Raw genomic sequence first — 15,084 nt, 5'->3', positions numbered from 1 at the left:
TTAAAAAACGTCCAGTCCATAAATCCCTTATGCTCATACAATTTAACATAAACAAAAGAGGGAGGAGGATGTCAAAATGGGTGAACTGGGTGGAATCGGCGGCTGTAGCTGCGCAGGCGTATTTACAAGCACAGGTGTAATTCTCGTACTCTTCATTCTGTTGGTTATTGTATCTCGTTCGTTTGTGTACTAATTATTGTATCCAACAAACCTTCTCCCAGCGGGAAATGATCTGTTTCACAGGGAGTAAATAAAAGGAGTCATCCTGTATAATAGCAAAGATGTCCTCTCGAAACAGAGCTCAAGTGGCATACCGCTTGGGCTTTCTTTTTGTAATCAATATTTTGCATTATCAAGCGGATGTTCTTAGAATTCAGCTAGTTTAATTGTTGAACTTCATTTTCAAATTGTCTATTGATATAGTTGCGGAATGTTCGACCGAGTTCTGAAAATGGGATCGTGCAGCCCCAAAATAAGAGGGGCACACGATCCTATTTTGTTTCCTTCTTAATTATTATAAGGATCGATCGTTTGAATCGTTCCATCTTCGTTGTATTTGATTTCCGTGAATTTAACGCTGCGCTTGTTGTCCGCGCCTCCAGACAGGGAGCTGTCATGATAGAACAGATACCATTTGTCCTTGAATTGCACGATAGAGTGGTGGGTAGTCCAGCCCAGGACAGGCGTCAGGATTGTCCCCTTATAAACATAAGGCCCCATCGGGTTTTTACTCATGGCATACACGATTTTGTGCGTAGTACCGGTTGAATAGGACAGGTAGTAATACCCGCTATGTTTATGAACCCAAGGGCCTTCAAAAAATCTTCTATCCTCGTCGCCAGCAAGTAGCGGATTGCCATCCTCGTCCACGATGGAAATTTCCACAGGCGCCTCTTTGAAGGTCAGCATATCCTCGCTTAGCTCAGCAGCTCTTGGCCCAAGCGCAGGCTCGTTTGCAGTAGGCCCATCTGCGTCCGGCTCAAAGGTGCCGGTTTGCCACTTCTCCAGTTGTCCGCCCCACAGGCCTCCGAAATAAATGTACGCTTTGTCATCCTCATCGACCAGAACGGCTGGATCGATGCTGTAGCTTCCCGGCATGTAGTCCGGCTGCGGCGTGAAGGGGCCCGCAGGCGAAGAACTGGTAGCTACGCCCAGTCTGAAAATATCGTCTTTATCCCGAGCCGGAAAGAACAGATAGTATGTATTGTTCTTATAAGCGGCATCGGGAGCCCACAGCTGCTGCTTGGCCCAAGGAATATCACGAAGATGGAGAGCCTCGCCATGATCGGTGCAAGGGGAGTTTATATCCTCCATGGACAGAACATGATAGTCCTCCATGTCATATTGATCGCCATTGTCATTGGATTCCATTTCATGATCCAGATCATGTGAAGGGTAGATGTACAGCTTGCCTTCGAATACGTGTGCGGATGGATCAGCCGTATAAATATGTGTAACTATGGGCTCATTCTGTTTTACTGGTTTGGTCATTGGAATTACCTCCTTGGTTACGTCCTTGAAATGCTGCATTGTTACCTTTTATTGTAGCAAAATAAAAGCTGGAGCAAACCCAGAAAATACTTTGATTTTCACCAAAAAACTTTACTTCATTCCGAAGTCTGAGGGGGAGTGGGCGGGCTTGCTTGACACCTTGTCACTTGAGTGGTAAAGTGATAGTGGGATTAGCGAAGGAGGGGAGCTGAAGCGATATGCGCAATAATACGATAGGCTCGTTAATTTGGTTGCGTTTAGTGCGTTTTACGAATCAAAGCAACCAGATGTCCAATGAATTTCTAAAACGTTTTGATCTAACGACAGCACAATTCGATACACTTATGCAAATTCGTATTTATCAGCCTCTCACGCAAATGGAATTAGCCGAGAAAGTGACGGTAACCCAAGGCGGAATTTCGCGTATGCTCGCTCGTCTTGAGAAGGAAGGCTATATTGTGCGCAAGCAGGACTGGAAAACGAAAACGATTAGCTTGACTGCGAAAGCTGAGGCTGTTTTGAATCAAGTAATGCCTGAGCAGCTAGCATTTCAAACGTCGTTTTTTGACGAGGTATTAAACGATGAAGAACAAAAGACACTATATACATTAATAACACGTGTACACAAACACAGCCAAAAAAAAGAATTACCGCCAGAGTAATTTTTTTTACCCTAACACTTGATTAGTCAAGTTAAGGAGGAGTTAGAATGTATACCATTTCAGGACATCATCATATTTCAATGCTCACAAAAGACGCTCGAATCAATCATCAATTTTATCGCCAGGTATTAGGGCTGCGCAGGGTGAAGAAGACCGTTAATCAGGATAATCCCAGTATGTATCATCTTTTTTACGGAGATTTAACGGGGAGCGCTGGAACGGAACTGTCATTTTTTGAAATGCCCAATGCGGGAAAAACCGTTCGTGGAACAAATGCAATCACTCAAATCGGTTTACTTGTCCCGTCCTATGAAAGCCTGATTTTCTGGAAAAACCGCCTTGAAGCATGGAAAGTAGATCATGGCGAAATTACGAAATATGCGGGCAGAGATGCTTTGCATTTTGAGGATCCGGAAGGACTGCGGTTGGTTCTGTTAAATCATAATGGCGCAGACATCCCTGGCAACTGGTCAGCATGGGAAGGCTCGGATGTCGAGCTAGAGCACCGCATTTTAGGCATGGGCACGGTGGAAATAACGGTACGAGATCTGGAACGGCTGGCAAAAGTGTTAAGGGATCTATTTGGCTATACAGAAGTGTCTCGTTCTATGGACGAAGCCGTTTATCAATCCATTACCGGGGAAGCCTTCGGGGAGATTGTCATTAAGCAACAGGAAGGCGCCCGTGAGCGGCCCGGAAAAGGAAGCATACATCACTTAGCAATACGCGTTAAGAACGAGGAAGAATTACGTTACTGGGACATGGTGGTCAAAGAAAATGGCTTCCACTCCACAGGAGTTGTAGACCGTTTTTACTTCCAAAGCCTATACTTCCGTGATTTAAACGGTATTTTATTCGAAATCGCAACGGACGGTCCAGGATTCACGGCAGATTCGACGGTTGAGGAGCTTGGTCAAGCCTTGGATTTGCCTCCCTTCCTGGAAGAACGGCGCGAAGAAATTGAAGCAAAATTGGTGCCGATTGACTAACAAGATAGCATGAGAAAAAGGAGAGAGAAGCATGGAACAGTATCGTATTCAAAAAAATAACGGTCTCGAATTCGGCTTGTATTCCATCGGGGATCATTTGCCGAATCCGCACACAGGCTCAATGATTAGCGCTCAGCAGCGTATACATGAATTAATCGAAGCCAGCAAGCTGGCTGATGAGGCGGGATTTGATGTGTTTGCCGTCGGTGAAAGTCATCAAACGCATTTTACTACCCAAGCGCATACGGTCATCTTGGGAGCGATCGCACAGGCTACAAAAAACATTAAAATTGCCAGTTCGGCCACGGTGTTAAGTACATCTGATCCTGTACGAGTGTATGAGGACTTTGCCACTCTCGATTTAATTTCAAACGGCCGGGCAGAAATTGTTGCTGGACGTGGTTCGCGCGTAGGAGCATACAGCTTGCTTGGCTTTGATGTACGTGATTATGAAGAATTATTTGAAGAGAAAATGGAGCTGCTTCTGCAGTTGAACAACGAGGACAAAGTAACGTGGACAGGCCAATTCCGTGCACCGCTCGAAAATGCCTATATTTTGCCGCAGCCTCAAAATGGTCGCATGCCGATTTGGCGCGCCGTAGGCGGCCCGCCCGCGAGCGCGATTAAGGCTGGATATGCCGGCGTGCCCATGATGTTGACAACGCTTGGCGGCCCTGCAATTAACTTCAAAATCTCGGTGGATGCGTATCGTGATGCCGCAGAGCGGAGCGGCTTTGATGCCGCAGCGCTACCGATTGCGACAACAAGTTTATTTTATACTGCGGAAACTACACAGGACGCACTTCGCGAGTACTATCCACATGCGAATTCCGGTATGCAGGCATTACGCGGCAGCGGCTATCCAAAGCAGCAATTTGCACAAGCTACAGATTACCGTGATGCGTTAATGATTGGCAGCCCGCAGCAAATTATTGAAAAAATGCTCTATCAATATGAAATGTATGGTCAGCAGCGTTTTATGGCTCAAATCGATTTTGGCGGCGTGCCCTTCGATAAGATCGCAAAAAATATCGAGCTGATTGCAACGAAAATTTTGCCTGAGATCAAGAAACATACGGCTAAATAATAAGGAGGAGTTGGATATGAAGATCGTAGCTATTTCAGGCTCTAATGATTGAGGAAAAGGATTTTCACCGCAAGGAAATTGTCAACGATGATATTCTGTTTCGTATGCAGCGTTTAGTGGAGGATACCGTACTGCTGGTTGATGCATACTCAAGCATTCGCAAGATCAAAGATGCAGAGTATGATTTTTAAAGGCAGGCAATTAGAATGGAGACGAAGTAAGCAACAAGGGATTGTGCAGCCCCAAAATAAGAGGGGCGCACGGTCCTTTTTCTCGTGGTAAGCATGGGGTGCATTTGGAACTCCTTGATTAAGTCCTTGATAGCTGTCGCTATTGCCCATGGAATATTGTTAATTAGATCATTAAGTGATATAAATGTATTGAATACATTAATACATTTAATTTAAGGAGTACTAACTAAGGAGAGAGTCCGATGTGCCCAATTTTATCCCGTGAAAACTATTTTCTAACGGTGATTAATGAAGCCAACCAACATGAAGTGAAGAGGGGAAGCCTGGAGCAGGGGATGAGAGAAGTTCTGCTGGAGCTTGCTGAATCGGTTCGGTCTAATGAGGCCATTTCTGACAACCTGCTGCACAGAGTCAATCATATTTTTGAACAGTATCAAGCTGTCCGCTTAAAGGTAAGCCTTGTTTCAAAAATAGAAGATCTATTCTCCGATGAAGACAAGGTCGAACGAACCAGCCAACAAATTTTGCTGCATACGGAGTTTGTAGATGAACCGGATCAATTAAAACGGAAATACATGGAGGCGATAATCAGTTTGCTTGAGGCCATAGAGAAAAATACGTTTAATTTGCAAACCTGCATCCATTGCGGGGATTGGTATATTCCTTATCAGCGTGCTAAAGTGGCTAAATTTTGCAGCTCAAATTGCCGAAATCGTCATCATTACATCCACAGGAAAATAGAGACGCAGGCTTCACTGTGACTACCTGCAGCGATGAAATAATGAATAAGGAGAAATGACCATGATTACTTTAAAATCGGATAGAGAAATACAACTCATGCATGAATCAGGAAAGCTGTTGGCTGCCTGCCATAAAGAACTAGCGAAAATGATCGAGCCGGGTATTTCCACCATGGAAATAGATCATTTTGTAGAAAAATACTTGAAAAAACATGGAGCCACTGCTGAACAGAAGGGGTATAAGGGCTATCAATTTGCCACTTGTGCGTCGATTAACGATGAAATTTGCCATGGATATCCCCGGAAAGCCCCGTTAAAGAATGGCGATATTGTCACGATTGACTTTGTTGTCAATTTAAATGGCAGCCTGGCCGACTCTGCCTGGAGCTATGCGGTTGGACATATTTCGAACGAGGCAAAGGAATTGTTGGAAGTGACGGAGAACTGTTTGTATAAAGGGATTGAGGAGGCTTGTATTGGCAATCGCGTCGGGGATATCGGCCATGCCATTCAGACCTATGCGGAATCCAAAGGATTCTCGGTCGTCAAAGACTTCACCGGTCATGGCATTGGGGCCACCATTCACGAAGAGCCGCAAATTCTCCATTATGGATCCCCGGGAAGAGGAGTAAGACTTAAGGAAGGCATGGTGATTACCATCGAGCCTATGATCAATGAAGGTTTGTGGCAGAGCCGAATGGATGCTAACGGTTGGACAGCGAGAACCATCGATGGAAAATTATCAGCACAGTATGAACATACGATAGCTATAACTAAAAACGGCCCGCTTATTTTAACGCAGCAATAATTGCGGCTGGTTACGATACCTTCTGGGAGCATACTCGGCTCATTTCGGCGGCTAAAAAAGGAGGCCACTGCATGCCGTGCCAGCAGGAGCTTGCCCGTCAAGAACGACAGCGCGAATTGTATTCCTTCGGATAAAGGATGAAAGGGGGAAGTGTACAGTGGGAGCCCTATTCAGTCAAATTCCCGGTTATGAGTCGTGGGCATCGATGAGAGAGATTCATGCAGGCTGGTCGAGCGACAAAAAATACGATATCCGGACGCATGATGATAGGAAGCTGCTGCTTAGATGGGCGGATAGATCGCAATATGAGCGGAAAAAGCAGGAGTTCGAGGCTGTAAGGCAGCTGGAGCATCTAGATATTCTCATGTCTCGTCCAGTGGATTTCGGGATCTGCAATCAGGGTCAATCCGTGTATTCCTTGTTCACTTGGGTTGAAGGAGAGGATGCAGCCGAAGCAATGGCCAGGTTGAATCCTGCGGATCAATACCGGCTTGGCGTGAAGTCTGGAGAAATATTAAGGGCAATGCATGAAATTCCCGCGCCGAGCCAATTCCCATCATGGGCCGAGCGATATAATGCTAAAATCGATAAATATATCGCGAATTACAGGGCCAGCGGGCTTCATTTAAAGGAAGCAGATAAGGTTCTAAGCTTTATCGAAGGTCATCGATATTTGTTAGATCAGCGGCCGTTGACATTTCAGCATGGCGACTATCATATCGGCAATATGGTGATTACTAACTCTGGCGAGCTTGGCATCATCGATTTCAACAGGATTGATTATGGCGATCCTTGGGAGGAGTTCAACCGGATTACTTGGTGCGCCTTCCAGAGTGCGTCGTTTGCATCGGGCCGCATTCACGGGTATTTTCATGACGAAGTGCCCGATACATTTTTTAAATTAATGGCATTATATATCGCGAGCAACCAGATTTCATCTATTCCCTGGGCCATTCCCTTTGGTGAAGCAGAAGTAGCGCAAATGCTGGAACGAGCGGAGAAGGTGCTGGCATGGTATGACGATTTTGAAGCGGATGTACCGAGCTGGTATTTGCCTAAAGGTGAGATGGAGCGGTAAATCCCGCATAGCCTAAAAAAAGGCTGCCGAGCTTCCTCGACAGCCTGAGAACCACCCATATAAGGTTCCTTGTTGCACAAATCCATTTATGCTTTCTGCGTATATTTTTTGATTAGCAAGGAGAGCTCGTCCCAGCTTGTGCAATTGTTGAAATGAAATGATTCAGGCAGGCGGTAGGCTTCTTCCCACGGCATCAATTGAAGGAATGGTTTTAAATGCTGTTCTACGCATATGACCTGCATGATCGTTCTCATTCTGAACTGCAGCTCGTAGCGCAAATCTGCACTTATCGGCTTAAAATAAGTTTCAGCCATATGATCTACCAGTTGTTCCCCTTTAGCCTGTTCCTCGTGCTGATTCCATTCTTCTCTGATTTTCGTAGTGAGCTTGATCCATGGCGTATCCTCCTGCGGATAGACGATTCCCATGCAGGCTGCATCCTTGTACGTCCACAATGTCCAAGATACGTCATAGCTCTCGCATAGATCCAGCATGTCTTCAATGATTTCAGTCTGTAATTGAATAGACTCCTCATCCAGAACGAGGCCAAATTCGCCGCACCATACAGGTCTATTATATTTATCGCGGATGCTTACTAGTCTTTCAAACTCGGTTAAAAATATTTTCTTTCGATCTTCCCGCTTCATTTCGGGGGATAGAACAGCAGGCTCATCGACGAAAGGATAAAAATGAAACGTATACGCTACCTGCGGATCATCTACCGGATCAAGCATCGAAAAGTCTGTTGAGAAGCGGTTGCCTTCAATAAAAATAATATGGTTGGTGTCATGCTTGCGAATTTCGGAAACTACTTTATCGTAGAATTCATTAAAAACGACGGCATTCTTAACCATGGATGGCTCGTTCACAATATCATAGCCGGCGACCCAAGGGTTATTGCGATAATATTTGGCAATGTGGCCCCAAAGTGCGATGACGGTGTCCCGCAGAGCGCCGTAATTCCATAGCATCGGAATACCGCTGGCGGTATCGCAATGCCAATCCGGATTTTGGCCTCCAGGGGTCGTATGAAGATCCAGGATGGCATAAATTTCATGCTTTTCACAAAGCGATATAATATGATCCAAGTATTTAAATCCTTCTGTTTTAAAGGAATCGGGGTATTGGTCATCCAGAAAGAACTTATAGCTGAACGGGATTCGCAGCAAGTTAACGCCCAGATCCTTCAAAAATTTAAAATCGTCCTCATCTACAAATTCCATTAGAAATTTATCGAAGAACAAAGAACTTTTCTCTTCGCCGTAGACTTCTGAAAATGTTTTTTTGATCAAGGAATCTGTGCCGGGAAGACCAATCATAAAATGCTCTAGATTCATCCAGGAGCCGAGTCCAAAGCCGCGGAACACAATTTTCTCACCATTTACCACAAAATCCTGCGAATGTACTTGAACAAAGTTTTTTTGCATTTTTCTTTTCCTCCAAGGGGTTCAATTATTAGTTTTTCATGCCTGTCGTAGCAATGCCTTTAGTGAAGTACTGCTCCCCGATCAGGAAGATGATAATCATGGGAATGGTCGCACATACCGTTCCGGCCATTAACAAGCCGTAATCCATCGTGTGCTCGGTTTGGAACAGTTTTAGCCCGAGCTGTATGGTTTTTAGGGAATCATCATGGAAGTAGATCAGCGGCGCCAGATAGTCATTCCACATAAAAGTAAATGTAAATATAATGAGTGTGGACAAGGCTGCCCGGGATAAAGGCATGATGATCTTCCAGTAAATTTTCCACTCATTGCAGCCATCAATCCGGGCCGCATCATTCAGCTCATCGGGTAAAGTCATGAAAAACTGCCGCAATAGAAAAATTCCGAAAGCGCTGAAAATCTGGATAAGAATATAGCCGGAATGCGTATTGTAGAGCCCTAATTTACTGATAATCGAAAACTGCGGCACCATGATCGAATGCCAGGGAACCATAATGTTGGTTAGAAACAGCATAAATATAACGTTCTTAAAAGGCACCTTTAATTTTGCAAAGGCGTAGGCCGCCATGGAACAAATCAATACCTGCAATGAAGTGATGATTAAAGTGAGTTTCGTTGTATTGAGAAAGTACTGCCCAAAGGGAATCGTCATCCAAACTTGCTCGTAGTTTTTCAAGTATAAGGACTTTGGAATCCAGCTCATCGGATCGCGAAATATTTCAACATCCGTTCTTAGTGATGTAGCGATCATCCAAAGGAATGGAAAAAGCGTGACGAGAGAGGAGAGCAGTACAACAAACAACAAAATCCAATAGAACAACTTTTGTACTTTCAAGTTATCCAAGATGCTCAAATTGCTCTCCTCCTTAGTAAGTGACCCATTTTTTCTCCAGTCTGAATTGAATCAGGGATATAACCATAATGATGAGAAATAGAACAGTAGACATGGCAGAGGCATAACCCATCCGATAATGGATAAATGCTTCCTGATAGAGTCGGAACACGAGCACATTCGTCGAGCGTCCAGGCCCGCCATCCGTCAATACGGATACGAGGTCAAAGACCTGGAAGGAGCTCACGACCGTTAATATCAATACAAGAAATAGCGTCGGCGATAGACCTGGCAGCGTGACATAGCGAAAACGCTTGAACGCATTTGCTCCGTCCAGTTTAGCAGCCTCATAAAGATATTCTGGTACGCCCTGAATGCCTGCTAACAAAATCATCATGTAATAACCAAAGCTCTTCCAGACCGCGATGAGGACGATAGCAATCAAAGCCCACTTCGAGGACATCAGCCATTCCGGAGGATTGGCAATGCCTATTCCCTTCAACATGGAATTCACAGGCCCTCTCAATGGATTAAGCAGCAATCCCCAAACGATAGCAATCGATACCATGGAAGTAATATGCGGGAAGTAAAATGTCATCCGAAAGTACTTCCGCAAATGAATAATCCGGTTTAACGAGACGGCTGATAGTAAAGCCAAAATGATCGTAAGCGGAACAAATAACGCTGCATAAATGAAATTGTTCTTCAGGGAGATTTTGAAATAATCGTCCCGGAACAAGTTCACATAGTTGTCTAGTCCGATGAAGTTTGATTTTAGATTAAAACCGCCATAATCGGTAAAGCTCATGACAATCCCATAGATCAGAGGGAAAAGAATGAAGACAGCAAACAGTAAAAATGCTGGTAAGATAAAGAGTACTCCTGGTAAGTAAGCACGGAGTTTACTCGATCGTTCGATCATGATTGTTCAAACCCTCCTGTAAAAAAACGGCTGCCGCCACGGCAATGCAGCCGTTTTTTACGTCTAACTATTGCTGGAGCAATTGATTGCGCTGTTGTTGGAATGTATTCATGGTTGTTTCAAGATCTTGTTCTTGGAACAGATACAGATCCCGTTGCTCACTGAATATACGATTGACTTCATCGATTTTCGGAACAGGCTGGTTTTCCATCACGGTCTTGGCATCAAAGAAGTAGCTGCTTCCTTGAATATTTGTAGCTTTCAGGTAAGACTCCTTGGTATCTTTGCTTGAGAAGGCAGGCAGTACGTTGGATTCAGCGATTATCGTTCCACCTTCATTTCCAGTAACGTATTTCACGAATTCAAAGGCGGCTTCCTGATTTTTGCTAGCTGGATTAATGCCAATAAAAGTGCTGACTCCGCCAACGGTCGTTTGATCCTGTACACCATCAGGAAGGGGGAGCGGCGCCATATCGAATTCAATATCGGTCTTGCCAGCGTCAATATCCGCCTTCAACATATTAATGGTCCATTCCCCGTTAATTAACATCGCCACATTGCCAACCTCAAACTGTTTAATCCAATCAATACTTTCTCCCTTCATTTGCTTATAGCTCATGTGAGATTGATCCTCATAGTAGATCCGATTCAGGAACTGAAGGAAGCCTTCAACCGGCTCAAGATTGTCGTCGAGAATAGTGCTGCCGCTTTGCAGCCCGCCAAGAGGAGCGATTAGCCAGTCTGCATAGTAACCTCCCCATTGCTTGTCCACTCCATCTCCCTTCGTAAGCTGTTTAGCCAGTTCCGCATATTCGTTCCATGTCATCTGTTCGGGATATTCAATCCCTTCCTTATCAAAAATAGCCTTATTATAGAAGATGGCATATTGTGAAGTGCGATAAGGCAGAGCGAAATATTTCCCTTCCGTCAGAACGGTAACGATATCTTGGAAGCTTTGGCCATAGGCGCTAACCTCTACTTTGGAATTCTTGATCTGCTCCGTTAAATCAAGCAGCTGGTTTTTTTGCGCGTACATCCCTAAACTGGCTGTCCCGTTTATGCTGTACACATCCATTTGGGATCCGCCGGACAAATTCGTCATAATTTTGGTATTATACTCGTCGGCGTCGTTGCTGATCGTGTTGAGCTTGACTTCAATGTTTTCATGCTTTGTGTTGAAATCATCGACGATTTTTCTCATATAATCTTCTTCATCCGTCCAGGTGTAGTACTGAAGCACGGCTTTGTCGCTGGATTGCCCTGCGTTGCCGTCCTGCTTGCCGTTGTCTCCGCATGCAGTCAGACTCAAGATGAGAATAACCGCCAGCAGCAGGCTAGCATATTTTTTGTGATGTTTCATTTCGTTGACCCTTCCCTTCGTGTTGTGTCATTCGTCATTCGCTATTATTGTATCAATCCACTCCGGCGTTCTATAAGGTTGAAGTTTCGCTATCATTCATCGGCTGCAATGGTAAAAGGTTGATAAATTATCAACCTGTACACGAAAAAGGCAGTGATCTATAATGAAGTAATAATATTAAAAGAAGTGAGCAGCGATGTTTCTGATCTTCATGCTTATCCTGATCGTCATCATAGTGGTTTTTGCATTTTTACAAAGAAGCTACACGAAAGCCACTTTGTTTATGATGTTTATGGTGACCTCCTACTTATTTGTTGTTCTCACCGTCATTATTTACATGTCTAAAGATGCTTATCATTACAATAGCCTTTATAAATATTTTGGAATTACGCAAACCATTCAGAATCAACTGGTTTTTCTACCTATTTCCCGTTATTCCCTTGTCAGAATTATGAATTTCTTTACGCTGTCGTTTTTATATACCGGACTATGTTCCGCTATTTTTTTCTCGATGAATATCGAGAAGAAGAAAGAAAAATGGTTGCTGCTATTGCTCACGATTCCGGCAATCATTCAGTTTGTTTTATATGATCCTTCCGTTTACACCGGGCTATATTATCGGTTTTATTCACCTGAATTTGTCACAGCTTATGATTGGTTTCATAAAATCACTCTTGTCATCAATACGGCCTATATCGTAGCTGGCCTATTCCTGTTTATTTATGCCTTTTTTGACGCGCCAAAGGTTCGTCTGATCCGAAGCAATATTTTAATGATTCTTATTTGCTATGTTTCGATTCAGGTGACTTATTACTACATGCAGTACTGGGCACCTAACGTTTTGATCATCGTATCCAAGGCCGCTCATTTTACGCGGTTCAAACCGATTAATTTAGCTGGCAAGCCTTCGATGTATACACTTTTGCCTTATATATCGGCGTTTTGTCTTATCCTTTGTTTATATGGCATATACAAATATGCACGTATTCAAAACCGTATTAAGAACAGGGATTCGCTCATTTCGCGAAATATAGATTCGGCTGTAGTTACATCAAGGGTGTTCAGTCATTACATTAAAAATGAAATGCTGGCTCTTATTGCACAAAGTGAATTTTTGCAAGAAATGTGCAAGGATCAAGCGGAAGTAAGGCAAGAAATCCAGGTTATCGAGCATCGCTGCCGCAATTTATATGGCCGTTTGGATGCCATTCATCAGAAAAACTTGAAATCAAAGATGGATTTGAAGCCGGTTTCCTTAAGCAGCCTTGTGGAAAATTTGCTTGAAGAAATGCCGCTTGAGCTGAAGAATATTCATGTTGATTTTTCCAAGCCTAAGCAGCAGCCGCTGGTCATGGCAGATTCCTTTTACCTATCCCAAGGCGTGGAGAATATCGTGTCCAATGCCGTTGACGCTCTTCAGAATATTCCAGACAAAACAAGAAGAATCCAGATCGAAATCAACATTAAAAATAAGTGGGTAGAGCTGGTCATTCGCGACAATGGCGCAGGGATTCCAGAAAAATATTTGCATCACATTTTCGAGCCTTTTTTCTCATCCAAACCGACATCGAAAAATTGGGGGATGGGCCTGTCCCTATGCCACAACATCATCACAGCGCATGAGGGGAAGCTAGCCGTAGAGAGCACAGAGGGAGAAGGTACTGCATTCAGAATGGTGATTCCTTTACTTGCCATCATAAATACTGAACCGGGAGTTGAGGAAAAATGAAGGAACGAATGATTAAGGTTCTTCTAGTAGAAGATGATCATTTAATCGCCAAGCGCTATCAAATGATTTTAGCCAATGATCCGCAGATTGAATGTGTAGGAAGAGCAGCAAATGGCTATGAAGCCACGATGCTGGCTGCGCTGCATTCCCCGGATGTCATCCTCATGGATATTGAACTGGAAGAGAAAGAAGCGGGTCTGCGAGCCACTGCCGAGATCCTAACCTATATGCCTGATATCAAAATCGTGATCCTAACCGTTTGTGAAACGGACAACACCATTTTCCATGCCTTTGAATTGGGAGTAACCAATTATTTGCTGAAGCACATGCCTGCGGACGTCATTATAAATTCGGTGAAGGATGCTTTTTTCGATAAGCCTACCTTGCATTCCAATATCGCCAATAAAATCACGCGGGAGTTCAAACGGATTAAGACTGCTGAGGATAGCCTTTTGAAAAACTTCCACATCATCACTCAACTGACGCCGACTGAAATTGAAGTACTCGAATTATTAATGAAGGGATATAATCGGCAAGAAATCTGTAGGATGAGACATGTAGAAGTTTCGACGATCAAGTCGCAAATTAACAGTATCCTTAAAAAGTTTGAAAAGGACAGTGTTCAACAAGTTGTTGGGCTGCTTCAAGAGCTTCATTTCCTGGAAATATTAAATCAGCGGAAGGGTAAACCATCTCGCCTTCCTATGGGATAGCCGGATTATATATTTGTATGACCATACTGTGTCCTCTGCACTTGTCCAATTTTTGATCGATTGCTAAATGATAGAGGTCAGGTAATAGTAAGTAGCTTGGCAACTCATTTTACTCTTTAAACGATAAAGCGGCATTGAAAAAGAAATGGTTTATTAGTAAAGTTAACAGAAGCCCGATGAGCTGGCCTAAAACCATAAATAGAGATAAAATGTGTACGACTGATGATAGGAGGAAAAATTGTAGCCATGATTAATGTATTGTTTGTATGTTTGGGGAATATTTGCAGATCTCCGATGGCGGAAGCGGTATTTCGCAGCCAGGTGAAGGAAGCTGGGTTAGCGGATCAGATCGTAGTTGACTCTGCGGGTACGGGGGACTGGCATATCGGAAAACCGCCGCATGAAGGAACCTTGAAAATATTAAAGCAATACGGTATAGATGACGCGGGAATGTTCGCTAGACAGGTCAGCAAAACTGATTTCCATGACTTCCAATATATCATTGCCATGGATGATATGAACGTCAAGGATTTGGCACAGTGGTTCCCGGAAGACCGCAAGGTTGAAGTGAAGAAGATGCTTGATTTCGTACCGAAGCATGCCGGAGGAAATGTCCCAGATCCGTACTATACAGGCAATTTCCAGGAGGTATATGAAATGATCGACGAAGGCTGCAAGCGTCTGCTTCAAGTGATTCGGGAAGAGCAGGGTTTGAATTAATATCTGCGGAACTACAGATAAGCAAAAGGGGCTGTCCCTAAAGTGAAGCGTCCTGTCAATTAGACAGTACAAATAATAAATCAGTCAAGCGGCCTTTGTCCTGAATTCCATTGGACTGAGGCCGTTTAGCTTTGCTTGCAATCATTTGTCATTGTAAAGGCGAGTGCTAGACTAAATGGAATTGATGTATCTAATTATGCTCCAAACGAATGTTTCAGGAGATTAGGTGGATTCGATGCACTAGCGTTGCATAAAAGCTGACACAGTCGATATGCATCAGCATTTGCTCTTCGACTGCCCCTCAAACTCGGGAGTTG

15 protein-coding genes and 1 pseudogene are annotated in these 15,084 nt (G+C 43.9%); 11 read left to right on the top strand and 5 right to left on the bottom strand.

Annotation, left to right across the window (positions count from 1 at the left end; translation table 11 throughout):
• The first annotated feature begins 76 nt into the window (after positions 1-76).
• Positions 77-193 (top strand): YjcZ family sporulation protein, encoded by a 117-nt coding sequence (locus tag CZ379_RS26785; protein WP_234404970.1) that lies wholly within the window; start codon positions 77-79, stop codon positions 191-193.
• A gap of 314 nt (positions 194-507) precedes the next feature.
• Here CZ379_RS26785 and CZ379_RS21180 read toward each other — a convergent pair whose 3' ends face one another.
• Positions 508-1,491, bottom strand: a complete 984-nt coding sequence (locus tag CZ379_RS21180) for a glycoside hydrolase family 43 protein (protein WP_110933436.1) — start codon at positions 1,489-1,491, stop codon at positions 508-510.
• 218 nt (positions 1,492-1,709) lie between these two features.
• Here CZ379_RS21180 and CZ379_RS21175 point away from each other — a divergent pair, with 218 nt between their 5' ends.
• The 7 genes and pseudogenes from CZ379_RS21175 to CZ379_RS21145 all read left to right on the top strand — a co-directional run bounded on the left by CZ379_RS21175 (position 1,710) and on the right by CZ379_RS21145 (position 7,046).
• Positions 1,710-2,153: a MarR family winged helix-turn-helix transcriptional regulator gene (locus CZ379_RS21175; RefSeq protein ID WP_110933435.1), complete on the top strand. Its 444-nt coding sequence runs from the start codon at positions 1,710-1,712 to the stop codon at positions 2,151-2,153.
• 47 nt (positions 2,154-2,200) lie between these two features.
• Positions 2,201-3,142, top strand: coding sequence for a ring-cleaving dioxygenase (locus CZ379_RS21170; protein WP_110933434.1), 942 nt, complete (start codon positions 2,201-2,203; stop codon positions 3,140-3,142).
• Positions 3,143-3,173: 31 nt separating this feature from the next.
• Positions 3,174-4,229, top strand: a complete 1,056-nt coding sequence (locus CZ379_RS21165; RefSeq protein ID WP_110933433.1) for an LLM class flavin-dependent oxidoreductase — start codon at positions 3,174-3,176, stop codon at positions 4,227-4,229.
• Positions 4,230-4,270: 41 nt separating this feature from the next.
• Positions 4,271-4,420: pseudogene (locus tag CZ379_RS21160) on the top strand (FMN reductase); the annotation flags it as partial.
• 242 nt (positions 4,421-4,662) lie between these two features.
• Positions 4,663-5,181: a hypothetical protein gene (locus CZ379_RS21155; RefSeq protein WP_110933432.1), complete on the top strand. Its 519-nt coding sequence runs from the start codon at positions 4,663-4,665 to the stop codon at positions 5,179-5,181.
• A 40-nt stretch (positions 5,182-5,221) separates the two neighbouring features.
• Positions 5,222-5,968 (top strand): type I methionyl aminopeptidase, encoded by a 747-nt coding sequence (gene map / locus CZ379_RS21150; RefSeq protein WP_110933431.1) that lies wholly within the window; start codon positions 5,222-5,224, stop codon positions 5,966-5,968.
• 157 nt (positions 5,969-6,125) lie between these two features.
• Positions 6,126-7,046 (top strand): aminoglycoside phosphotransferase family protein, encoded by a 921-nt coding sequence (locus CZ379_RS21145; RefSeq protein WP_234404969.1) that lies wholly within the window; start codon positions 6,126-6,128, stop codon positions 7,044-7,046.
• 86 nt (positions 7,047-7,132) lie between these two features.
• Here the strand turns inward: CZ379_RS21145 and CZ379_RS21140 are convergent, their stop codons facing one another.
• From CZ379_RS21140 to CZ379_RS21125, 4 genes are all read right to left on the bottom strand, one after another.
• Complete coding sequence (locus tag CZ379_RS21140; protein ID WP_110933430.1) at positions 7,133-8,473, bottom strand: glycoside hydrolase family 5 protein; 1,341 nt, start codon at positions 8,471-8,473, stop codon at positions 7,133-7,135.
• A 28-nt stretch (positions 8,474-8,501) separates the two neighbouring features.
• Positions 8,502-9,344, bottom strand: coding sequence for a carbohydrate ABC transporter permease (locus CZ379_RS21135; RefSeq protein WP_234404968.1), 843 nt, complete (start codon positions 9,342-9,344; stop codon positions 8,502-8,504).
• Positions 9,345-9,357: 13 nt separating this feature from the next.
• Positions 9,358-10,245, bottom strand: coding sequence for a carbohydrate ABC transporter permease (locus CZ379_RS21130; RefSeq protein WP_110933429.1), 888 nt, complete (start codon positions 10,243-10,245; stop codon positions 9,358-9,360).
• Between the two features lie 67 nt (positions 10,246-10,312).
• A complete protein-coding gene (locus tag CZ379_RS21125; RefSeq protein WP_110933428.1) occupies positions 10,313-11,605 on the bottom strand; it encodes an ABC transporter substrate-binding protein in 1,293 nt (430 codons plus the stop codon).
• A gap of 196 nt (positions 11,606-11,801) precedes the next feature.
• On the opposite strand from CZ379_RS21125, the gene CZ379_RS21120 reads away from it, so the two are divergent.
• The 3 genes from CZ379_RS21120 (at position 11,802) to CZ379_RS21110 (ending at position 14,767) form a co-directional block, all read left to right on the top strand.
• A complete protein-coding gene (locus tag CZ379_RS21120) occupies positions 11,802-13,334 on the top strand; it encodes a sensor histidine kinase (RefSeq protein ID WP_110933427.1) in 1,533 nt (510 codons plus the stop codon).
• Positions 13,331-14,047 (top strand): response regulator transcription factor, encoded by a 717-nt coding sequence (locus CZ379_RS21115; RefSeq protein ID WP_110933426.1) that lies wholly within the window; start codon positions 13,331-13,333, stop codon positions 14,045-14,047. The genes CZ379_RS21120 and CZ379_RS21115 overlap by 4 nt, the downstream gene beginning before the upstream one ends.
• A 246-nt stretch (positions 14,048-14,293) precedes the next feature.
• Entirely contained in the window at positions 14,294-14,767 is a 474-nt protein-coding gene (locus tag CZ379_RS21110; protein ID WP_110933425.1) for a low molecular weight protein-tyrosine-phosphatase, read from the top strand.
• The last annotated feature ends 317 nt before the right edge of the window (positions 14,768-15,084 follow it).

Origin of the sequence: Paenibacillus bouchesdurhonensis, from assembly GCF_900155685.1 — a bacterium.
GTDB classification, from domain to species: domain Bacteria; phylum Bacillota; class Bacilli; order Paenibacillales; family Paenibacillaceae; genus Fontibacillus; species Fontibacillus bouchesdurhonensis.
Note: the sequence above shows the minus strand (reverse complement) of the source record. Positions and strands in the feature narration are given on the sequence as shown.

Coding starts and splice junctions, on each gene's coding strand:
- CZ379_RS21110 (WP_110933425.1), top strand. CDS start 14,294: ATGATTAATGTATTGTTTGTATGTTTGGGGAATATTTGCAGATCTCCG.
- CZ379_RS26785 (WP_234404970.1), top strand. CDS start 77: ATGGGTGAACTGGGTGGAATCGGCGGCTGTAGCTGCGCAGGCGTATTT.
- CZ379_RS21140 (WP_110933430.1), bottom strand. CDS start 8,473: ATGCAAAAAAACTTTGTTCAAGTACATTCGCAGGATTTTGTGGTAAAT.
- CZ379_RS21125 (WP_110933428.1), bottom strand. CDS start 11,605: ATGAAACATCACAAAAAATATGCTAGCCTGCTGCTGGCGGTTATTCTC.
- CZ379_RS21130 (WP_110933429.1), bottom strand. CDS start 10,245: ATGATCGAACGATCGAGTAAACTCCGTGCTTACTTACCAGGAGTACTC.
- CZ379_RS21155 (WP_110933432.1), top strand. CDS start 4,663: ATGTGCCCAATTTTATCCCGTGAAAACTATTTTCTAACGGTGATTAAT.
- CZ379_RS21165 (WP_110933433.1), top strand. CDS start 3,174: ATGGAACAGTATCGTATTCAAAAAAATAACGGTCTCGAATTCGGCTTG.
- CZ379_RS21170 (WP_110933434.1), top strand. CDS start 2,201: ATGTATACCATTTCAGGACATCATCATATTTCAATGCTCACAAAAGAC.
- CZ379_RS21120 (WP_110933427.1), top strand. CDS start 11,802: ATGTTTCTGATCTTCATGCTTATCCTGATCGTCATCATAGTGGTTTTT.
- CZ379_RS21180 (WP_110933436.1), bottom strand. CDS start 1,491: ATGACCAAACCAGTAAAACAGAATGAGCCCATAGTTACACATATTTAT.
- CZ379_RS21175 (WP_110933435.1), top strand. CDS start 1,710: ATGCGCAATAATACGATAGGCTCGTTAATTTGGTTGCGTTTAGTGCGT.
- map (WP_110933431.1), top strand. CDS start 5,222: ATGATTACTTTAAAATCGGATAGAGAAATACAACTCATGCATGAATCA.
- CZ379_RS21115 (WP_110933426.1), top strand. CDS start 13,331: ATGAAGGAACGAATGATTAAGGTTCTTCTAGTAGAAGATGATCATTTA.